The 17,102-nt window shown below is 36.6% G+C and carries 13 protein-coding genes; 2 read left to right on the top strand and 11 right to left on the bottom strand.

The window, feature by feature from the left end:
* Positions 1-1,759: 1,759 nt before the first annotated feature.
* The 4 genes from cysS to folE form a co-directional block, all read right to left on the bottom strand.
* The gene (gene cysS, locus C1631_RS15720) at positions 1,760-3,226 is read right to left on the bottom strand and encodes a cysteine--tRNA ligase (RefSeq protein ID WP_103249620.1); all 1,467 of its coding nucleotides are present in this window, start codon (positions 3,224-3,226) and stop codon (positions 1,760-1,762) included.
* Positions 3,227-3,439: 213 nt separating this feature from the next.
* On the bottom strand, positions 3,440-4,138 hold the full coding sequence (locus C1631_RS15725; protein WP_103249619.1) for a hypothetical protein: 699 nt from the start codon (positions 4,136-4,138) through the stop codon (positions 3,440-3,442).
* Between the two features lie 72 nt (positions 4,139-4,210).
* Complete coding sequence (locus C1631_RS15730) at positions 4,211-4,642, bottom strand: DinB family protein (protein WP_109713355.1); 432 nt, start codon at positions 4,640-4,642, stop codon at positions 4,211-4,213.
* Positions 4,643-4,644: 2 nt separating this feature from the next.
* Positions 4,645-5,310 carry a GTP cyclohydrolase I FolE gene (gene folE / locus C1631_RS15735; protein WP_027371663.1) on the bottom strand — a complete coding sequence of 222 codons (666 nt, stop codon included), beginning with the start codon at positions 5,308-5,310 and terminating at the stop codon, positions 4,645-4,647.
* A gap of 102 nt (positions 5,311-5,412) precedes the next feature.
* Here folE and C1631_RS15740 point away from each other — a divergent pair, with 102 nt between their 5' ends.
* Positions 5,413-6,564: a hypothetical protein gene (locus C1631_RS15740; protein ID WP_109713358.1), complete on the top strand. Its 1,152-nt coding sequence runs from the start codon at positions 5,413-5,415 to the stop codon at positions 6,562-6,564.
* A gap of 83 nt (positions 6,565-6,647) precedes the next feature.
* On the top strand, positions 6,648-7,397 hold the full coding sequence (locus tag C1631_RS15745) for a hypothetical protein (RefSeq protein ID WP_103248188.1): 750 nt from the start codon (positions 6,648-6,650) through the stop codon (positions 7,395-7,397).
* A gap of 83 nt (positions 7,398-7,480) precedes the next feature.
* On the opposite strand, the gene metF is transcribed toward C1631_RS15745, so the two are convergent.
* From metF to C1631_RS15780, 7 genes are all read right to left on the bottom strand, one after another.
* Entirely contained in the window at positions 7,481-8,440 is a 960-nt protein-coding gene (metF, locus tag C1631_RS15750; protein WP_109713360.1) for a methylenetetrahydrofolate reductase [NAD(P)H], read from the bottom strand.
* Between the two features lie 8 nt (positions 8,441-8,448).
* The gene (gene metH / locus C1631_RS15755; RefSeq protein ID WP_109713362.1) at positions 8,449-11,109 is read right to left on the bottom strand and encodes a methionine synthase; all 2,661 of its coding nucleotides are present in this window, start codon (positions 11,107-11,109) and stop codon (positions 8,449-8,451) included.
* Between the two features lie 5 nt (positions 11,110-11,114).
* Complete coding sequence (locus C1631_RS15760) at positions 11,115-12,206, bottom strand: fatty acid desaturase family protein (protein ID WP_109713364.1); 1,092 nt, start codon at positions 12,204-12,206, stop codon at positions 11,115-11,117.
* Positions 12,207-12,289: 83 nt separating this feature from the next.
* Positions 12,290-13,300: a homocysteine S-methyltransferase family protein gene (locus tag C1631_RS15765; protein ID WP_103248191.1), complete on the bottom strand. Its 1,011-nt coding sequence runs from the start codon at positions 13,298-13,300 to the stop codon at positions 12,290-12,292.
* Positions 13,301-13,371: 71 nt separating this feature from the next.
* Positions 13,372-14,532 carry an O-succinylhomoserine sulfhydrylase gene (locus C1631_RS15770; RefSeq protein WP_109713367.1) on the bottom strand — a complete coding sequence of 387 codons (1,161 nt, stop codon included), beginning with the start codon at positions 14,530-14,532 and terminating at the stop codon, positions 13,372-13,374.
* Positions 14,533-14,600: 68 nt separating this feature from the next.
* A complete protein-coding gene (locus C1631_RS15775) occupies positions 14,601-16,139 on the bottom strand; it encodes an ACT domain-containing protein (protein ID WP_109713369.1) in 1,539 nt (512 codons plus the stop codon).
* A gap of 4 nt (positions 16,140-16,143) precedes the next feature.
* Positions 16,144-17,082, bottom strand: a complete 939-nt coding sequence (locus C1631_RS15780; RefSeq protein ID WP_109713371.1) for an alpha/beta fold hydrolase — start codon at positions 17,080-17,082, stop codon at positions 16,144-16,146.
* Positions 17,083-17,102: the final 20 nt, after the last annotated feature.

Consider the following 17,102-nt stretch of genomic DNA (forward strand, 5'->3'; position numbering starts at 1 on the left):
AACGAAGCAATCTCTCTGTCAGTGTCGCTCCGTATTTGCGAGTGCAAAAGTAAAACTTTATTTTGTAATGACCAAATGTTTTTGAAGAAAATTTTAAAGTTTATTTGTTAACCCTAAACTCCCTCTACAACCTCAATCATCCCTACTCCTGCGCTCCCTTAATTGGGACTGCAAAGATACAAACTTTATTTTAACTCACAACTTTTATCTGATAAAAATTAAAAGTTTTTTACGCTTGACTCTTTTTGAAGTACTTAATGTTTTTGCTTATCTAAAAGCTCTCCTGCGCTACTGATCTACTCTCGTTTTCAGTGGGGCAAAGATAGAAACTTCTCTATTACCCCGCAACTTTATTTAACATAAATTTCTTTACAGCAAACCAATTGTGGGTAAGTAATCATTTTAACGTATTGATATGTATAGACTTAAATAATTATTAACACTTATCCACAATAGTGGAGTTGTTTTTTTAAAATGTCTTAAAAGCACTGTGGAAGCTGTATAATGAGGATTTTATTGTTTACTTATATTATAATACGGATCGATTGCTGATAAAACTGTTCTCGGTTTGTCTTCTTCATCACTATTCTAACACAGTACTCTCTTTTGTCATCCTGAAGGGATCTCGACAGCGGAAAAGGTGTATGCATATATATAGGATAAATATGGAATAACGGAGTAGAGATCTCTACGGGATGATAAGCTTAGTGATAGGCGTGCGGAAGGACTTTTGAGTTTCGCTAAAGCCAGATGAGAGGTAATTATTTATTGAGCGGGCTAAAGCCCGCTCCTAGTGAAGTAGATTTCCCCAATGATTGCACAGATTTGCACACATGATAATGGATAGTGCATATATATTATAAGAGAGGGTAAGAATTGCTACGCGGGATGGATCCCTACGGGATGATAAGCTTAGTGATAGGCGTGCGGACGGACTTTTAAGTTTCGGCTAAAGCCTAATGAGGAGTGGTTATTTATTGAGCGGGCTAAAGCCCGCTCTTATTGAAGTAGATTTTTCCCACTGATTGCGCAGATTTGCACAGATGATAATGGAGCGTGTATATATATTATATAAGAGCAGGTAAGAATAGATACGTGGAATGGATCCGTACGGGATGATAAGCTACATGATGGGTGTGGAAGGATTTTTAAGTTTTGGCTAAAGCCGGATGAAGAGCAATTCATTTATTGAGCGCGCTAAAGCCCGCTCCTATTGAAGTAGATTTCCCCAATGATTGCATCGATTTGTACACATGATAATGGATAGCATATATATATTATAAGAGAGGGTAAGAATGGATACGTGGGATGGATCCCTACGGGTGACAAGCTACATGATAGGTGTGGAAGGGTTTTTAAGTTTCGGCTAAAGCCTGATGAGGGGTAATTATTTATTGAGCGGGCTAAAGCCCGCTCCTAGTGAAGTAGATTTTTCCCAATGATTGCATGGATTGACATAGAGGAGTACATTATTTTCTGTTGAGTGCCAAGTCATTTTCAACTTTCCATTTTCAACTTTCAACTTTCAATTCTCCTAGCCCCGATAGTAACGGATACCCCGCAGCAGGGATTGGAGAGCCGGAGGGTTTTGGCTATGGAGCGCGCTGGCGCGAGGAGTAGGAGTGGATAGCGGGAAATAGCTCCTGAAAAAAAATCGTACTATATTATAATGTATATCTCAGATGGCCCCAAAAAAACATTCCGTAAGAGTCCTGTATATTGGATTCCTACGGAATGGTTATAAAACAAAGTTATATTCTTAGTTCAGAACGTATGAGGTTCCGTCTCTTCCATCTTTTAATTCGATCCCTTCTGCAAGGAGTTTATCTCTGATCTGGTCAGAAAGGTCAAAGTTTTTGGATTTTCTTGCCTGATTTCTCAATTCGATCAATACTTTCAGGGTCTGATCAAGCTTTTCATTATTATTTTCTTCTACAGTCTGTAATCCTAAAACGTCAAAGATAAAAGCATTTAGTGTTGACTTTAAATCTTCAAGATCTTCTGTTGAGATTGTTTCTTTACTGTCATTCAAAGCAAAGATGTATTTTACTGCTTCAAAAAGGTGGGCAATCAGAATTGGTGAATTGAAGTCGTCTGTTAAAGCTTCATATGCCTTATCTTTCCATACTTTCAGGTTGAAACCGGATTGTTTTGTATCGTCAGGGGTAATTGTATTCAATACTTTTACAGCTTCCATCAATCTGATAAATCCTTTTTCACTGGCAATCATGGCATCATTGGAAATGTCTAACACACTTCTGTAATGTGCCTGCAAAAAGCAGAAACGTACAATTGAAGGATGGAAAGGTTTTTCAAAGAAGTCATTATCACCTGTTACCAACTGCATCGGAAGAATATAGTTTCCGGTGGATTTACTCATCCGTTGGGAATTCATCGTAAGCATATTGGCATGCATCCAGTAATGTACCGGTGCAGCACCATTGCACGCTTTTCCCTGAGCAATTTCACATTCGTGGTGAGGGAATTTCAAATCCATTCCTCCTCCGTGGATATCAAATGTTTCACCTAGATACTTAGTGCTCATTGCTGTACATTCAAGGTGCCATCCCGGGAAGCCTTCTCCCCAAGGCGAATTCCATCTCATGATGTGAGCGGGAGATGCTTTTTTCCAAAGAGCAAAATCCTGTGGATTTTTCTTTTCTCCTTGTCCGTCAAGATCACGGGTATTGGCAAAAAGCTCTTCTATATTACGTTTTGAAAGTTCACCGTAATTAAGACCTCTTTTATTGTATTCCAATACATCGAAATACACGGAACCGTTGCTTTCGTATGCGAAGCCTGTATCAATTAATTTTTGAGTAAGCTCAATCTGTTCTACAATGTGACCGGTTGCTGTAGGCTCGATATTGGGAGGAAGCAGGTTGAACATGTCAAGAACTTTATGGAAATCTACTGTGTATTTTTGCACAATTTCCATTGGTTCTAACTTTTCAAGACGAGTTTGCTTAACGAATCTGTCGTTATTTACATCTCCGTCATCAGTAAGGTGACCTGCATCGGTAATATTTCTTACATATCTTACTTTGTAGCCCAAATGCATCAGGGTACGGTAAATAAAGTCAAAAGAAAGGAAAGTTCTCACATTCCCCAAGTGTACATTGCTATACACTGTTGGACCGCAGACGTACATTCCTACGTTTCCTTCTAAAATAGGTTTGAATATTTCTTTTTCTGATGTAAGCGAGTTATATATTTTTAATTGCATTTTTTTAAGTTAAAAGATTCTATAGTTTAAGATTTAAAAATTAGTCAAAATAATTCTACTACAACAAATTATTGTTGCTAAAAAAATCTTATTCGAAACTTTTCTAAATTTTATCATTTTGCAAATTTAACAGTAAATTTCAGATCTGCCCAATATATAATTCATGTATTTGAAATACCTAAATAGGTTTATCAAAACTAGTGAAAAAAAATCTTAGTATGTATAATAATAATTTGAATCATTAGTTATATAGCCATCTGCGTCATACTCATATTTTTTTGAATATTCTTCAGTAAAGAATTTCCCCCATATTACATTATTCTCATTAATATGTTCATCATTGTTTACCAACCGGAATCCTACAGGATAATTTAAGAGAAGGTTTCTCTTATTATCATATAAATACTTTTCATTTAAAAAATCTCCATAATCTTTACTTGAATAGATAACACTAGTAACGTTATCGTCAGCCCGATTGTAAATATAATGATAACTCTCAGACTCTGACATTTTAATTGGTTTTCCCTTATGATCAAGAATATATTCTTTACGACTTATTGTATGGTTTCCCGGATAAAATCTTTTAATATTAACTATAACCTTGTTCGGTTGATATTCCAATCTAAATTCGTCTGTCTTAATATTCGGCTCAGAACTATAGTAAGTAACTGCTTTTACTAATTCTCCATCATTATTATATTCATAGGATGAAGTAGTATCGTTAGATCTCACAATTTTAATGACATGGTTTTTATTATCATAGGTCCATTTCTCGGAATAATCTAATTTATTGTAAACCGTTTTTATATATTTTAAAGGAGTTTTTTCGTTCCCTGCTTCTTCATCAGAACTACAGCTGACATATAAAGCCAAACATGTAACAACCCAAAAGTATTTAAAAATTCTTTCCATATTTATTAGTTTCCTATTCATAAGCAAACAGCATCAAAATGATGCTGCCTCCTGTATTTTATTTGTTTAAGTTTAAATTGATTCTAAATGGTGTTGCAAATGATCTACATAATCATTGATAATAAATTCCAACGTGAACTTCTGAGGTTCTGTTTTGGTTGTATCGCAGATTCTTTTTAGCGCTTCATCAGGAATATTTTCTACAATATGAACAACCTGATAATTCAAAGCTTTCCAAAGATTGATTAAATCAGTAGTTGGAATATTTTGATAGTTCTGAGCTTTTACCCAGGCGTTCTGATCATATACGATATTTTCATTCTCTTTGTATTGTGTAACTACAAATCTGCGGATATTGGTAAAAGCACTATCACAAAGATGTCCTAAAATTTCTTTTTTAGACCATTTTTCAGGAGTTGCTTTATAACTCCACTCCTCTTCAGAAATCTTTTGAAATCTCTGAAGTTCTTCATCAATAATATTTTTAAGAATCTGGTAGTTCATTATCAGTCAAGTTTTGCATGGCTTCCTACATAATGTAAGAACTCTTGTCTTGTGATTGGGTTTGTTCTGAAGATTCCACTTAATTCAGCTGTAATCGTAGAACTTGCTGTATCTTTAATTCCTCTGCAGTTGACACAAAGGTGCTTTGCATCGATGATACACGCTACATTTTTTGTTCCTAAAGCTTCTTTCAGAGCTTCTACAATCTGCATTGTCAGTCTTTCCTGCACCTGTGGTCTTTTTGCATAATAATCCACAATTCTGTTAATTTTTGAAAGACCGATTACTTCTCCGTTTGAAATATATGCCACGTGTGCTCTTCCGATAATTGGCAAAAAGTGATGTTCACAGAAAGAATAGACTGTGATATCTTTTTCCACCAACATCTGACGGTATTTATATTTATTGGAAAAAGTTGAGATTCCCGGTTTGTTTTCCGGAAGAAGTCCTCCAAAAATTTCATTCACGTACATTTTGGCAACACGTTTCGGAGAATCCTTTAAAGAATCATCTGTCATATCCAGTCCCAATGTTTCCATGATTTCTCCAAACAGCTCAGTGATTTTCTCTATCTTTTCCTGTGGCGATTTATCAAAAGCATCATCTCTTATTGGCGTATGTTCTTTTCCTGTGAAAATATCATCGTCGTTATCGGTAAAATCAACCATTTTTATTTAATTTGCAGCAAAAATACGGATAATATTTAATCATCTATTTTAAAATTAAATGAAAAATATTATCTTTTATAACCCAGTCTGATTAAACAACCTATGATTATTGTCGAAGAAGTACAAAACGAAAAACAAAAAGAGGAATTTCTGGAATTTCCGGTACAGCTGTATCAAAACGACAAAAATTATATACGCCCTTTAAATAAACATATTGAAGAAATTTTTGATCCTCAAAAAAACCGTTTTTTTAAGGATGGTGAGTGTGCAAGATTTTTATTTAAAAGGAATCATAAAACGGTAGGTAAAGTTGCTGTTTTTGTCAATAGTCATTATAAGCAGAACCAACCCACCGGAGGAATTGGTTTTTTTGACTGTATTCATGATCAGGAAACGGCTAATTTTATTTTTGATCATTGTAAAAGCTGGCTTCTGGAAAGGAACATGGAAGCAATGGATGGGCCTATCAATTTTGGGGAGCGTGATAAGTTTTGGGGACTTTTGATTGAAGGTTTCATTGAACCTTTATTTGGAATGAACTATAATCTTCCTTATTATAAAGAGCTTTTTGAAAATTATGGGTTTCAGATTTATTTTGAGCAGCTTTGTTTTACCAGACCTGTTTTTGCAGAAGTGTCACGTATTTTCAGGATTGCCCATGAAAAAAACAGGAGAAATCCCGCCATTTCTGCTCAACCATTGAAAAAGAACAATCTGAAAAAGTTTGCAAAAGATTTTACCGAGGTTTATAATAAGGCCTGGGCATCTCATGGGGAAGGAAAACAACTGGATGAAACCAAAGTTCTGAAAATGTTTCATACGATGAAACCTATCATCAATGAACATATTTCCTGGTTTGTCTATGAAAATGAAAAACCTATTGCGATGTGGATCAATCTTCCGGATCTGAACCAATGGTTTAAATATTTGGATGGAAAATTTGGTCTTTTTGAAAAACTCAAATTCTTAGTATTAAAAAGATTTAAGAAGAATGAAAAAATGGTAGGGCTTGTTTTTGGAGTGGTTCCGGAATGGCAAAAGAAAGGGATTGACGGATATATGATCTGGGAGGGTACACAGCATTTGAGAAAACATACGGATTTTACTACTACAGAGCTTCAATGGATTGGTGATTTTAATCCAAAAATGATTAAGATCGCAGAAGCTCTTGACACAACCGTAACAAGGAAACTTGCTACTTACCGATATCTTTTTGATAGAAAGAAAGAATTTTTGAGACATCCTTCTTTATAAAACTTAATTTTCATTAAAATTATAGCACAAAATCAACTTATTACGTTAGTATTATTTGTAAATTGCCCTAAAATTCTAATAATATGAAAAAAACGTTTTTCTTAGCTATACTGATGTTTTCAGCTGCAAGCTACGCTCAAATTCTTCGTATGGATGAGATTCCTAATAGTGACAATATATTGTCCAACAGGCTGATGGATCCATTTTCACCTGTTAATGGAGGTGTCTTGAATCAAAGAGGTGAAATGTACATGAACCAACCTAGCGCTCCCGGAGCAAGAACTATAGCATATAGCGACATTCAGGGTGATCCTTATTATAAAAAAGACTTTACGCCTACAAGATTTCAGGGGGTTACAGAACCCGCTCCGGCAAGATATAACACGTATCTTGATGAAATAGAATTTAAGAAAAAAGATGATAAAGTATATGTACTTCCTAAAAGCGATACATTTCCTAAAATCACTTTCTTAGATAGTAAAGATACTTTAGTAAGACTGGATACAGGTGATGATCTTTCCGGATATTTTTTTGAAATTGTAACCGGAGAGTACGGATTATATAAAAAGATCAAAACGACCTTTATGAATGGTGAGAAAGCAGATAATGCTTATTCTACCAGTACTCCACCTTCTTTCAAAAATCTAAGTCCGATATACTATATCAAAACTCCGGACGGATTTATCAAAAACCCTAAAAGTTCAAAAGAAGTTATCGATGGGCTTTCCGGAAAAAAGGATCAACTGGAAGGTTATTTTAAATCAAATAGGGTTAAATTTAACAAACAGGATGACCTTACAAAGCTGGTTAATTTCCTAAATGGTAAATCATAAATACAGAGTTTAGACTCTTATTTAATATAACAATAAAACCCTGCTACGTTGTAGCAGGGTTTCCTTCATTTTTGGTACTTATATTAGAATAGCTCGCCGGCTACTTTTTTAATATTATCACTTTTCCCCATGGAGTAGAAATGCAATACGGGAACTCCGAAATCCAAAAGCTCTTTGCATTGAGCGATGGCCCATTCTATTCCGATTTGTTTCACTGCTTCATTATTTTTTGCATTTTCTACCTCAACGATCAATTCTTCCGGCAGATCAATCTTAAATACTTGTGGCAGCAGTTTTAAATGTCTTTTTGTTGCGATGGGCTTAATTCCCGGAATAATGGGAACGGTGATCCCCATTTCTCTGGCCTTTTGTACAAATTCAATATATTTTTTGTTATCAAAAAACATCTGCGTAACGATATAGTCTGCCCCGGCATCTACTTTCTGTTTTAGCCATTTCAAATCATAATTCATGGAAGGAGCTTCCATGTGTTTCTCGGGATAACCTGCAACGCCTATGCAAAATTTATTTAACTCATCACACGCCTGATCTTCATTGTGCAGGTATTTTCCTCTTCCTAAATCATTGATTTGATTTACAAGATCCATGGCACTGGCATGACCGCCCTGTGTAGGTTCAAAATACTGGTGGCCTTTCATCGCATCGCCTCTGAGTGCCATTATGTTTTCTATCCCAAGATACATACAGTCTACTAAAAGATATTCTGTTTCTTCTTTTGTAAAACCACCACAAAGCAAGTGGGGGACAGTGTCTACATTATATTTATGTTGAATAGCGGCACAAATTCCCAATGTGCCCGGGCGCATTCTTGTGATTCTACGCTCCATCAGTCCATTTCCTTTATCCAGATAGATATATTCTTCTCTAGAAGTGGTAACATCAATGAACGGAGGTTTAAACTCCATTAAAGGATCTATATTGGTATAAAGATCCTCAATACCTATTCCCTTTTGTGGCGGAACCACTTCTAAGGAAAATAAGGTTTTTCCATTTGCATTTTTAATGTGTTCAGTTATCTTCATGTCTAATTTTAATCTGCTAAGTTGGGTGACAACCATTTTCTAGCTTCCTGAATGCTACAACTTCTTCTGTCGGCATAGTCTTTAAGCTGGTCATCCGTAATTTTTCCTAAGCCAAAATATTTGGCATGTGGGCTTCCGAAATAATATCCGGAAACAGAAGCTGTCGGGAACATGGCCAGACTCTCCGTAAGGAAAACACCTGTATTCTCTTCTACTTTTAAAAGATCCCAGATGGTTTTCTTTTCTAAATGATCAGGACAAGCCGGATATCCTGGTGCCGGACGTATTCCCTTATATTTTTCGGCAATCAATTCTTCATTGCTTAAGTTTTCCTGGTTGGCATACCCCCAGTATTCGGTTCTTACTTTTTTATGTAAAAATTCAGCATAGGCTTCGGCAAAACGATCTGCCAGAGCTTTTACCATGATAGAGTTATAATCATCATTGGCTTTTTCATACTCTGCCGACAGCTCATCTGTTCCGAAACCTGTTGATACACAAAATGCTCCCATGTAATCGGTTTTTCCTGAGCTTTGAGGTGCAATAAAATCGCTTAATGCCAGATATTCTTTTCCTTTTGATCGTTGAGCCTGCTGCCTTAGGGTTAAAAATTTAGCTTGTTCGTTATTATTTTCATCAAGAATCAAAATATCATCGGTTTCATTGGAATTGGCTCTGAAGATTCCAAAGATGGCTTTTGCTGTTAACAATTTTTCATCCAGAATTTTATTTAATATTACCTGAGCATCTTTGAATAGTTCTTTAGCTTGAGTACCCACCACCTCATCTTCCAAGATATTCGGGTATTTGCCATGAAGGTCCCAACTTCTGAAAAACGGGGACCAGTCTATGAAAGGAAGTAGCTCGCGCAGATCCTGATTTTCAATAACAGTTATTCCCAGATTATTCGGGGTAAAAATTTCTTCATTCTCCCAATCAATAGTAAAATGATTTTCCCTTGCCTCTTCGATGGAAACATAATCTTTGTCTACCTGTCTGTTCAGGAACTTTTCTCTGAAATCGGAATAGTCGTTCTTCAGATCCGAAACATATTCTTTGTTTCGGTCTCCCAATAATGAGCTTACGACGTTAACGGCTCTGGAAGCATCATTAACGTGAACGACTGCATTTTTATATTTTAAATCTATTTTTACTGCGGTATGTGCCTTTGAAGTTGTGGCACCACCAATCAATAAAGGAAAGTCCAGGTTTTGTCTTTCTAATTCTGATGCGATGTATACCATTTCATCCAGACTTGGAGTAATCAAACCACTTAATCCTATGACATCAACTTTTTCTTCAATAGCAGTCTGGATAATCTTTTCTGCCGGAACCATCACTCCAAGATCGACAATTTCATAATTATTACAGCCAAGCACAACACTCACAATATTTTTGCCGATATCGTGAACATCACCTTTGACAGTAGCCATTAAGATTTTTCCGTTCGCTGGTCTTGATCCGTCTTTTTCTGCTTCAATAAATGGTTGCAAATAAGCTACGGCTTTTTTCATTACCCTTGCTGATTTCACAACCTGAGGCAGGAACATTTTTCCGCTTCCGAATAGGTCTCCTACGACTCCCATTCCTGTCATCAGATTCACTTCAATGACATGCAGTGGTCTTTCAGCCAATTGTCTTGCTTCTTCTACATCTTCTTCAATGAACCGGTCAATACCTTTTACCAAAGCATAGGTAATTCTTTCCTGTAATGGATTATTTCTCCATTCTAAGTCTTCGGTCTTTTCTTTTTTGACCGATTTATGTTTTTCTGAATAGTCAAGAAGCCTTTCTGTAGCATCTTCTCTTTTATCCAGGATTACATCTTCTACCAGTTCCAGAAGTTCCTTATTGATTTCATCATAAACTTCCAGCATCGCCGGGTTTACAATTCCAATATTCATCCCGGCCTGAATAGCATGGTAAAGGAATACCGAATGCATAGCCTCTCTTACTGTATCATTTCCTCGGAAAGAGAAGGAAACATTACTCACTCCCCCACTCACGGAAGCATAAGGGAGATTTTGTCTTACCCAGCGTGTGGCTTCAATAAAATCGATGGCATTTCTTCTGTGCTCATCCATTCCCGTAGCTACCGGGAAAATATTCAAGTCGAAAATGATATCTTCTGCCGGAAAACCCAGTTGGTTGACAAGAATGTCATAAGATCTTTTTGAAATTTCAATTCTTCGTTCAAAACTATCTGCCTGTCCTACCTCATCAAATGCCATGACAATAACTGCGGCTCCATATCTTTTAATCGCTTTTGCATGGTTGATAAATTCTTGTTCACCTTCTTTTAAGCTGATAGAATTGACCACACACTTACCTTGTGCTACCTGTAAGCCAGCTTCTAAAATTTCCCATTTGGAAGAATCCACCATGATTGGAATTCTTGCAATATCCGGTTCGGAAGCAATTAGGTTCAGGAATTTGATCATCGATGCTTTCCCATCGATCAGTCCATCATCAAAGTTAACATCCAGAATCTGAGCTCCTCCTTCTACCTGATGACGGGCAATATCTAATGCTTCAGAGAATTTCTCTTCTTTGATCAGTCTTAAAAATTTTTTGGAACCGGCAACATTCGTCCTTTCACCAACATTGATGAAATTACTCTCCGGCGTTATGATAAGAGGCTCAAGGCCCGATAATCTTAAATATTTCATTAACCTTATTCTTCTAAAATATAATAGGCATTATTTGCATTTTGCCTTAATAAATCTCTATGCTTACTTAAAGCTGTAATCAGGGGAAATCTTTTATAACCTAAATCATGCTCTCTGGCAAAATCTTCTATTTCCTCTGTGATCTCATTGTAATACATATAACTGTAGTTCGGAAAGAGGTGATGAGCCACATGAAAATTAAAATTCCCCAACACATTTCTTACCAGCCAGTTATTTTCTTTTAAATCATTGGTCACTTCAAACTGGTGACGAAGCCAGCTAAATGGCAGACCGTTATCTTTATTTAATTTGGGAAAAGCATTATCAGGAAGTGGATGCAAAGGCAGCAAAACAAACAATGCAAAAATACTTGCTGAAATCACCTGTAAAAACCATGCTCCTAAAGCCCAACCTACCGATACTTTAAAGAACACAACAGGAAGCACTATCTGATAAAAGAAGTAGAACAGTTTATAACTCACCATTTTTACTTTTTCAATAACAGGTATTTTTCCCTGCGTTTTTAAAATCACCCTTTCTTTATCAAAAAAGTCTCTAAAGTCTCTTATAAACATCCAGTTGAACAAATACAATGGATAAACTAAAAAGAAAAACTTATCCTGATATTTCTGCACTCCTTTAGCTTTGATCCACGGAACAATTAAAAGTAACCCACTTTGTTCGATATCCGTATCCCATCCGTCTACATTAGGGTAAGCATGATGGCTTGCAATATGTCTTTTTTTCCAGATATAGGAATTGGCTCCTATAAAATCAAAAATATGGAGGACTGCAGTATTCAGACTTTTATTTTTATAGATATTATTATGGGCTGCTTCATGAATTAAGTTTAAATAAATTAAAACCAAAGAAATCCCCATCAATACAAAACTCAATAAATATATCCAATGTTTCTCGGCATGAAAGAGTGCAAAAAGATATAAACCCACGTAGATCAATGGCAGCAGAACTGCCTTGATCTTAATATAAATATCCCTATTCTCAGGAATGGTTTCTATTCGCCGGTTCACTTTCTTTCTTAATTCATTAAACAGTTTGGCATCGTCTGAATCTTTAAGGTAACTAGGCTTTTCCATTACATTAAATTTTGTGGTTTACTTAAAGTTAAGATTTATAGACCAGCCCTCATTCTTGATTTTAATTAAAAAAATCTATCAAATCATACAAATTCCCTCAATTTTCTTGGCTGATACTTTTCTACCAGATCAGCAATTGCTTTAATATGTTCCGGTGTTGTTCCGCAACATCCTCCGATAATGTTGATCAATCCTTTTTCTACATATTCTTTGATCTGTCTTGCCATATCATCAGGAGTCTCATCATATTTCCCGAAAGCGTTAGGCAAACCTGCATTCGGATAAGCTGAAACGTAGAACTCTGAATTATGAGCCAATGTTTCAAGATACGGAGTTAGCTGATCTGCTCCCAATGCACAGTTGAATCCAACGCTCAATAAATTCAGGTGAGAAACTGAGATCAGGAAAGCTTCCGCTGTTTGACCACTCAATGTTCTTCCGGATGCATCGGTGATTGTTCCCGAAACCATGATCGGAATTTTAATTCCTCTTTCATCCTGCAATTCATCAATAGCAAATAAAGCTGCTTTGGCATTTAATGTATCAAAGATGGTTTCCACCAAAAGGATATCTGAGCCTCCATCCAACAAAGCCTCACACTGTTGCTTGTAGGCCACTCTTAGCTCTTCAAAAGTAATGGCTCTGTATCCGGGATCATTCACATCAGGACTTAAACTTGCGGTTCTATTGGTAGGTCCGATAGATCCTGCTACAAATCTTGGTTTATCCGGATTTTTGGCAGTATATTCATCACAGGCTTTTCTGGCAATCTTTGCAGATTCATAGTTCAGCTCATAAACCAAATCTTCCATATGGTAATCTGCCATCGCAATGGTAGTTCCGGAGAATGTATTGGTTTCAATAATATCAGCTCCTGCTTCCAGATATTTTTTGTGGACTTCCTCTATTGCCTGAGGTTGTGTAAGGGAAAGCAAATCATTGTTTCCTTTTACCGGGTATTCCCAGTCTTTGAATCGTTCTCCACGATAATCTTCTTCTTCAAACTTGTAGCGCTGAAGCATGGTTCCCATCGCTCCGTCCAGGACGAGGATGCGTTCTTTGAGTGCTTTGTTTAGTGATTCTATATTTGTCATAGCTCTTATGCGGGTAAGTGACAGGACTACATCCTATCTTAGGTTAAATCGCTCCTTTAGGGCTTGATGGATTAATCTAATGCTTGTTTCAGATCTGCAATGATATCGTCTACATCTTCCAGCCCTACTGAACAACGAACCAATCCTGCTGTAATACCTACTTCATTTCTTTCTTCATCCGACAGTTTTGAATGGGTCGTTGATGCGGGATGGGTTACGATCGTTCTTGTATCACCTAAGTTGGCAGAAAGCGAGCACATTTGTATCTTATCTAAAAAGCTTCTTCCGCCTTCGATGCCCCCTTTAATTTCAAAAGCAACGATATTCCCTCCCAACTTCATCTGTTTTTTAGCGACTTCATAACTTGGATGGGATTTCAGGAATGGATATTTTACCAATTCCACGTTAGGATGATTTTCCAGAAACTCAGCTACTTTCAATGCATTCTCACAATGTTTTTCAACACGGATGGCTAAAGTTTCCAGACTTTTTGACAACACCCACGCATTGAAAGGAGATAATGCAGGTCCAGTATTTCTTGCGAAAAGATAGATTTCTCTGATCAGGTCTTCTTTTCCTACTGCAATTCCTCCTAATACTCTTCCCTGTCCGTCAATCAGCTTCGTTGCAGAATGTACAACAACATCTGCACCATATTTGATAGGCTGCTGCAGATAAGGCGTTGCGAAACAGTTATCTACAATAAAAATAAGGTTATGTTTTTTAGCAATCTTTCCAAAAAACTCAAGATCCAGGATTTCAATCGCTGGATTGGTGGGAGTTTCAAGATACAAGATCTTTGTATGTGGTTTTATATATTGTTCTACATTCTCAGCATCTTCAGCTTTGAAGTAAGTGGTTTCAATATTCCATTTCGGGAAATACTTGGTAAACAAAGTATGGGTAGAACCAAAAACTGACTGGCAGCTTACGATATGATCTCCAGCATTTAATAATGCTGCAAATGTTGAGTAGATCGCAGCCATTCCTGTTGCAAATGCATATCCAGCTTCTGCGCCTTCCATTTTTGCGATTTTCTCAGTAAATTCAGTTACGTTAGGGTTTGAGAATCGGCTGTACAGGTTTTTAGGCTTCTCCTCGGCAAAGCTTGCTCTCATATCCTCAGCATCCTGAAAAATAAAACTGGACGTAAGGTATAATGGTGTAGAGTGCTCGTCAAACTGAGATCTTTCAGTCTGGGTTCTTATTGCTGATGTTTCGAAATTTTCCATATAGTTTTAATTTGATAGAATTGCATTCTATCTTTGGTTAAATCATCCCTTCGGGATTGTTTCTACAATTATTTTGTTTCACTTACTCTTAAAATGTCACCGAATACTCCTCTTGCAGTTACCTGAGCTCCGGCCCCGGCTCCCATGATGACAATCGGGTTTTCGCCGTAGCTTTCTGTATAGATTTCAAAGATTGAGTCTGAACCTTTTAGTTGACCTAATGCGGAAGTGGCAGGAACAGAGATCAGTTTTACATCCAATTCTCCTTTGTCTTTCTGCAGATCTCCATGTAAATCTCCAACATATCTCAACACATGGCCTGGTTCCTGACTTTCTTTGATTTTTTGGTATTCTCCGTCTAATTCTTCAAGTCTGGAAAGGAATTCTGGTTTTGAAACAGATGATAGGCTTTCCGGAACCAGATTCTGAATTTTTATATCATCGAATTCATTGATCAGGTCCAGTTCTCTTGCCAGAATCAATAATTTTCTCGCTACGTCATTACCAGAAAGGTCTTCTCTCGGATCAGGTTCTGTATATCCTTTTTCAAGAGCTTCGTTGATGATGGTTGAGAATTTATCGTTTCTTAAAGAAAAATTGTTGAATACATAGCTTAATGTTCCGGAGAACACTCCTTTGATTCTTGTGATATTTTCTCCTGAAAGGTGTAATAATTTGATTGTATCAATTAGTGGCAACCCTGCTCCTACATTGGTTTCATATAGATAACGTCTGTTATTTTTACTCAACGTATATCTTAGTTTACGGTATTCTTCAATAGGCAACGTATTGAAAATTTTGTTCGAAGAAACCAGATCGAATCCGTTTTCTGCCAAAGCATGGTAATTTTTTACAAAGTCTTTGCTTGCCGTGTTATCCACAACAATCAGGTTTTCTAATTGATTTTCATTTGAAAAGTTAATCAGTTCCTGAACATTTGACGGATGTTCTGCGGTTAAAACCTCATCCCCCCAATTGGCATCAAATCCTTTTTTGTTGAATGCTATCTTCTTTGAATTGGCTACAGCAACAACTTTAAGATCTATTTTTTTTCGTCTTTTAATTTCTTCTGATGATTCAAGTACCTGCTGTATTAATGTTTTCCCAACATTTCCATGGCCAATGATTGCCAGATGAACGGTCTTTGGTTTTTTGAAAATTTCGGATTCAATGATATTTTTTGTTTTTTCATCCTGTGAAGAAGTCACGACGATATTTACTCTGTTCTCTCCTGCCACCTGATTTAAAAGCAATGGGAAAACGTTATTTCTTGCCAGTTCGGCAAATACTTTATTGAAATCTTCTGCTACAAATCCAATAACAGAAACATTGTTGATACTATATATCTGAGATACTTTTCCTGATTTTCTTTCTTCTTCAAATTCATCAATAAGACAAGCTACAGCTTTTTCTGCATCATTTTCCTGGACCAATATAGAGATTCCGTTTTCTATAGCTTGCTGAGAGATTACTCCTACACTGATACGCGCTAAAGTAAGCGCTTTAAAAATTCTTCCGTCAATTCCGATTTCTCCTAAAAAATCTTCTCCTTCAAATTTGACGATTGATCTGTTCTTCAAAAATTTTATTTCGTTAGCATTTTTCATTACTTTATAAAATGTTTTTTATGATATTATTTAATTGTTGATATTCCATTAGGAAGGCATCATGCCCGTGTATAGATTGGATCTCGTGATAAGAAACATTATCCTTTTTTTTCTGCAGGTTTTCAAAGCACATTCGGATTTCAGAAGCCGGAAAGAATAAATCTGTATCAACGGAGATCATGTGCATTCGTGCCTGTATTTTCTCCATAGCAGATTCTTCGGTGTTAATGTTCATCAACAGATGATTCATCATTTTATATGCTTTTAAACTAAATCTATCGTTTAATGCATTTCCATGATAAACCAACCAGTCTTCTGATGCCAGGCGTTGTTTTTCCTGATTGTATATATTTTGAAATCTGTCATTGAGTGACTGCGGAGTTCTATAACACAGCATAGCATGAATTCGTGCTTTTTGTAATGGTTTGTCTTCAGAATTCAATAGAAATTTCTGAACCAGACATTGTGCATGAAGCCAGTCATGGGTTCTGTGATCACAGGCTATGGGAATAAATATTTCTGCCAGTGCAGGTTTCTTGGCCAGCATTTCCCAGGCAATTCCTCCTCCGAGTGAGCCTCCGATAATGGCATGTACATTTTTGATGTGTAAAGCTTCAAGTCCTTTCAGAAACAGGGTGGCAATATCTGAGGGAGTAAAGTCTTCATAGTCTTCAACTAAAAAATTATCGTAACCGTTTCCGGGAATATTGAAACACAGAACAGTGTACTTTTTCGTATCGATGACCTGATTTTCCCCAATCAGCTGTTTCCACCATCCTTTTTCTCCTGAAACGTCTGAGTTTCCGGTTAAGGCATGATTGATCACAATAATGGGTGCGGTAAACAGCTCTTTCCCGAACAGCTGATAGCTCAACGGGATATGATATTCCTTCTTGGAATTGGTTTGATACGAAAGATTAATATAGTTTAGTTCTGTTTTCAATTCTATTATTTTAATACAAT

Origin of the sequence: Chryseobacterium phosphatilyticum, assembly GCF_002899825.2 — a bacterium.
In the GTDB taxonomy this organism is placed as follows: domain Bacteria; phylum Bacteroidota; class Bacteroidia; order Flavobacteriales; family Weeksellaceae; genus Chryseobacterium; species Chryseobacterium phosphatilyticum.

Coding starts and splice junctions, on each gene's coding strand:
- cysS (WP_103249620.1), bottom strand. CDS start 3,226: ATGCAATTAAAAATATATAACTCGCTTACATCAGAAAAAGAAATATTC.
- C1631_RS15725 (WP_103249619.1), bottom strand. CDS start 4,138: ATGGAAAGAATTTTTAAATACTTTTGGGTTGTTACATGTTTGGCTTTA.
- C1631_RS15730 (WP_109713355.1), bottom strand. CDS start 4,642: ATGAACTACCAGATTCTTAAAAATATTATTGATGAAGAACTTCAGAGA.
- folE (WP_027371663.1), bottom strand. CDS start 5,310: ATGGTTGATTTTACCGATAACGACGATGATATTTTCACAGGAAAAGAA.
- C1631_RS15740 (WP_109713358.1), top strand. CDS start 5,413: ATGATTATTGTCGAAGAAGTACAAAACGAAAAACAAAAAGAGGAATTT.
- C1631_RS15745 (WP_103248188.1), top strand. CDS start 6,648: ATGAAAAAAACGTTTTTCTTAGCTATACTGATGTTTTCAGCTGCAAGC.
- metF (WP_109713360.1), bottom strand. CDS start 8,440: ATGAAGATAACTGAACACATTAAAAATGCAAATGGAAAAACCTTATTT.
- metH (WP_109713362.1), bottom strand. CDS start 11,109: ATGAAATATTTAAGATTATCGGGCCTTGAGCCTCTTATCATAACGCCG.
- C1631_RS15760 (WP_109713364.1), bottom strand. CDS start 12,206: ATGGAAAAGCCTAGTTACCTTAAAGATTCAGACGATGCCAAACTGTTT.
- C1631_RS15765 (WP_103248191.1), bottom strand. CDS start 13,300: ATGACAAATATAGAATCACTAAACAAAGCACTCAAAGAACGCATCCTC.
- C1631_RS15770 (WP_109713367.1), bottom strand. CDS start 14,532: ATGGAAAATTTCGAAACATCAGCAATAAGAACCCAGACTGAAAGATCT.
- C1631_RS15775 (WP_109713369.1), bottom strand. CDS start 16,139: ATGAAAAATGCTAACGAAATAAAATTTTTGAAGAACAGATCAATCGTC.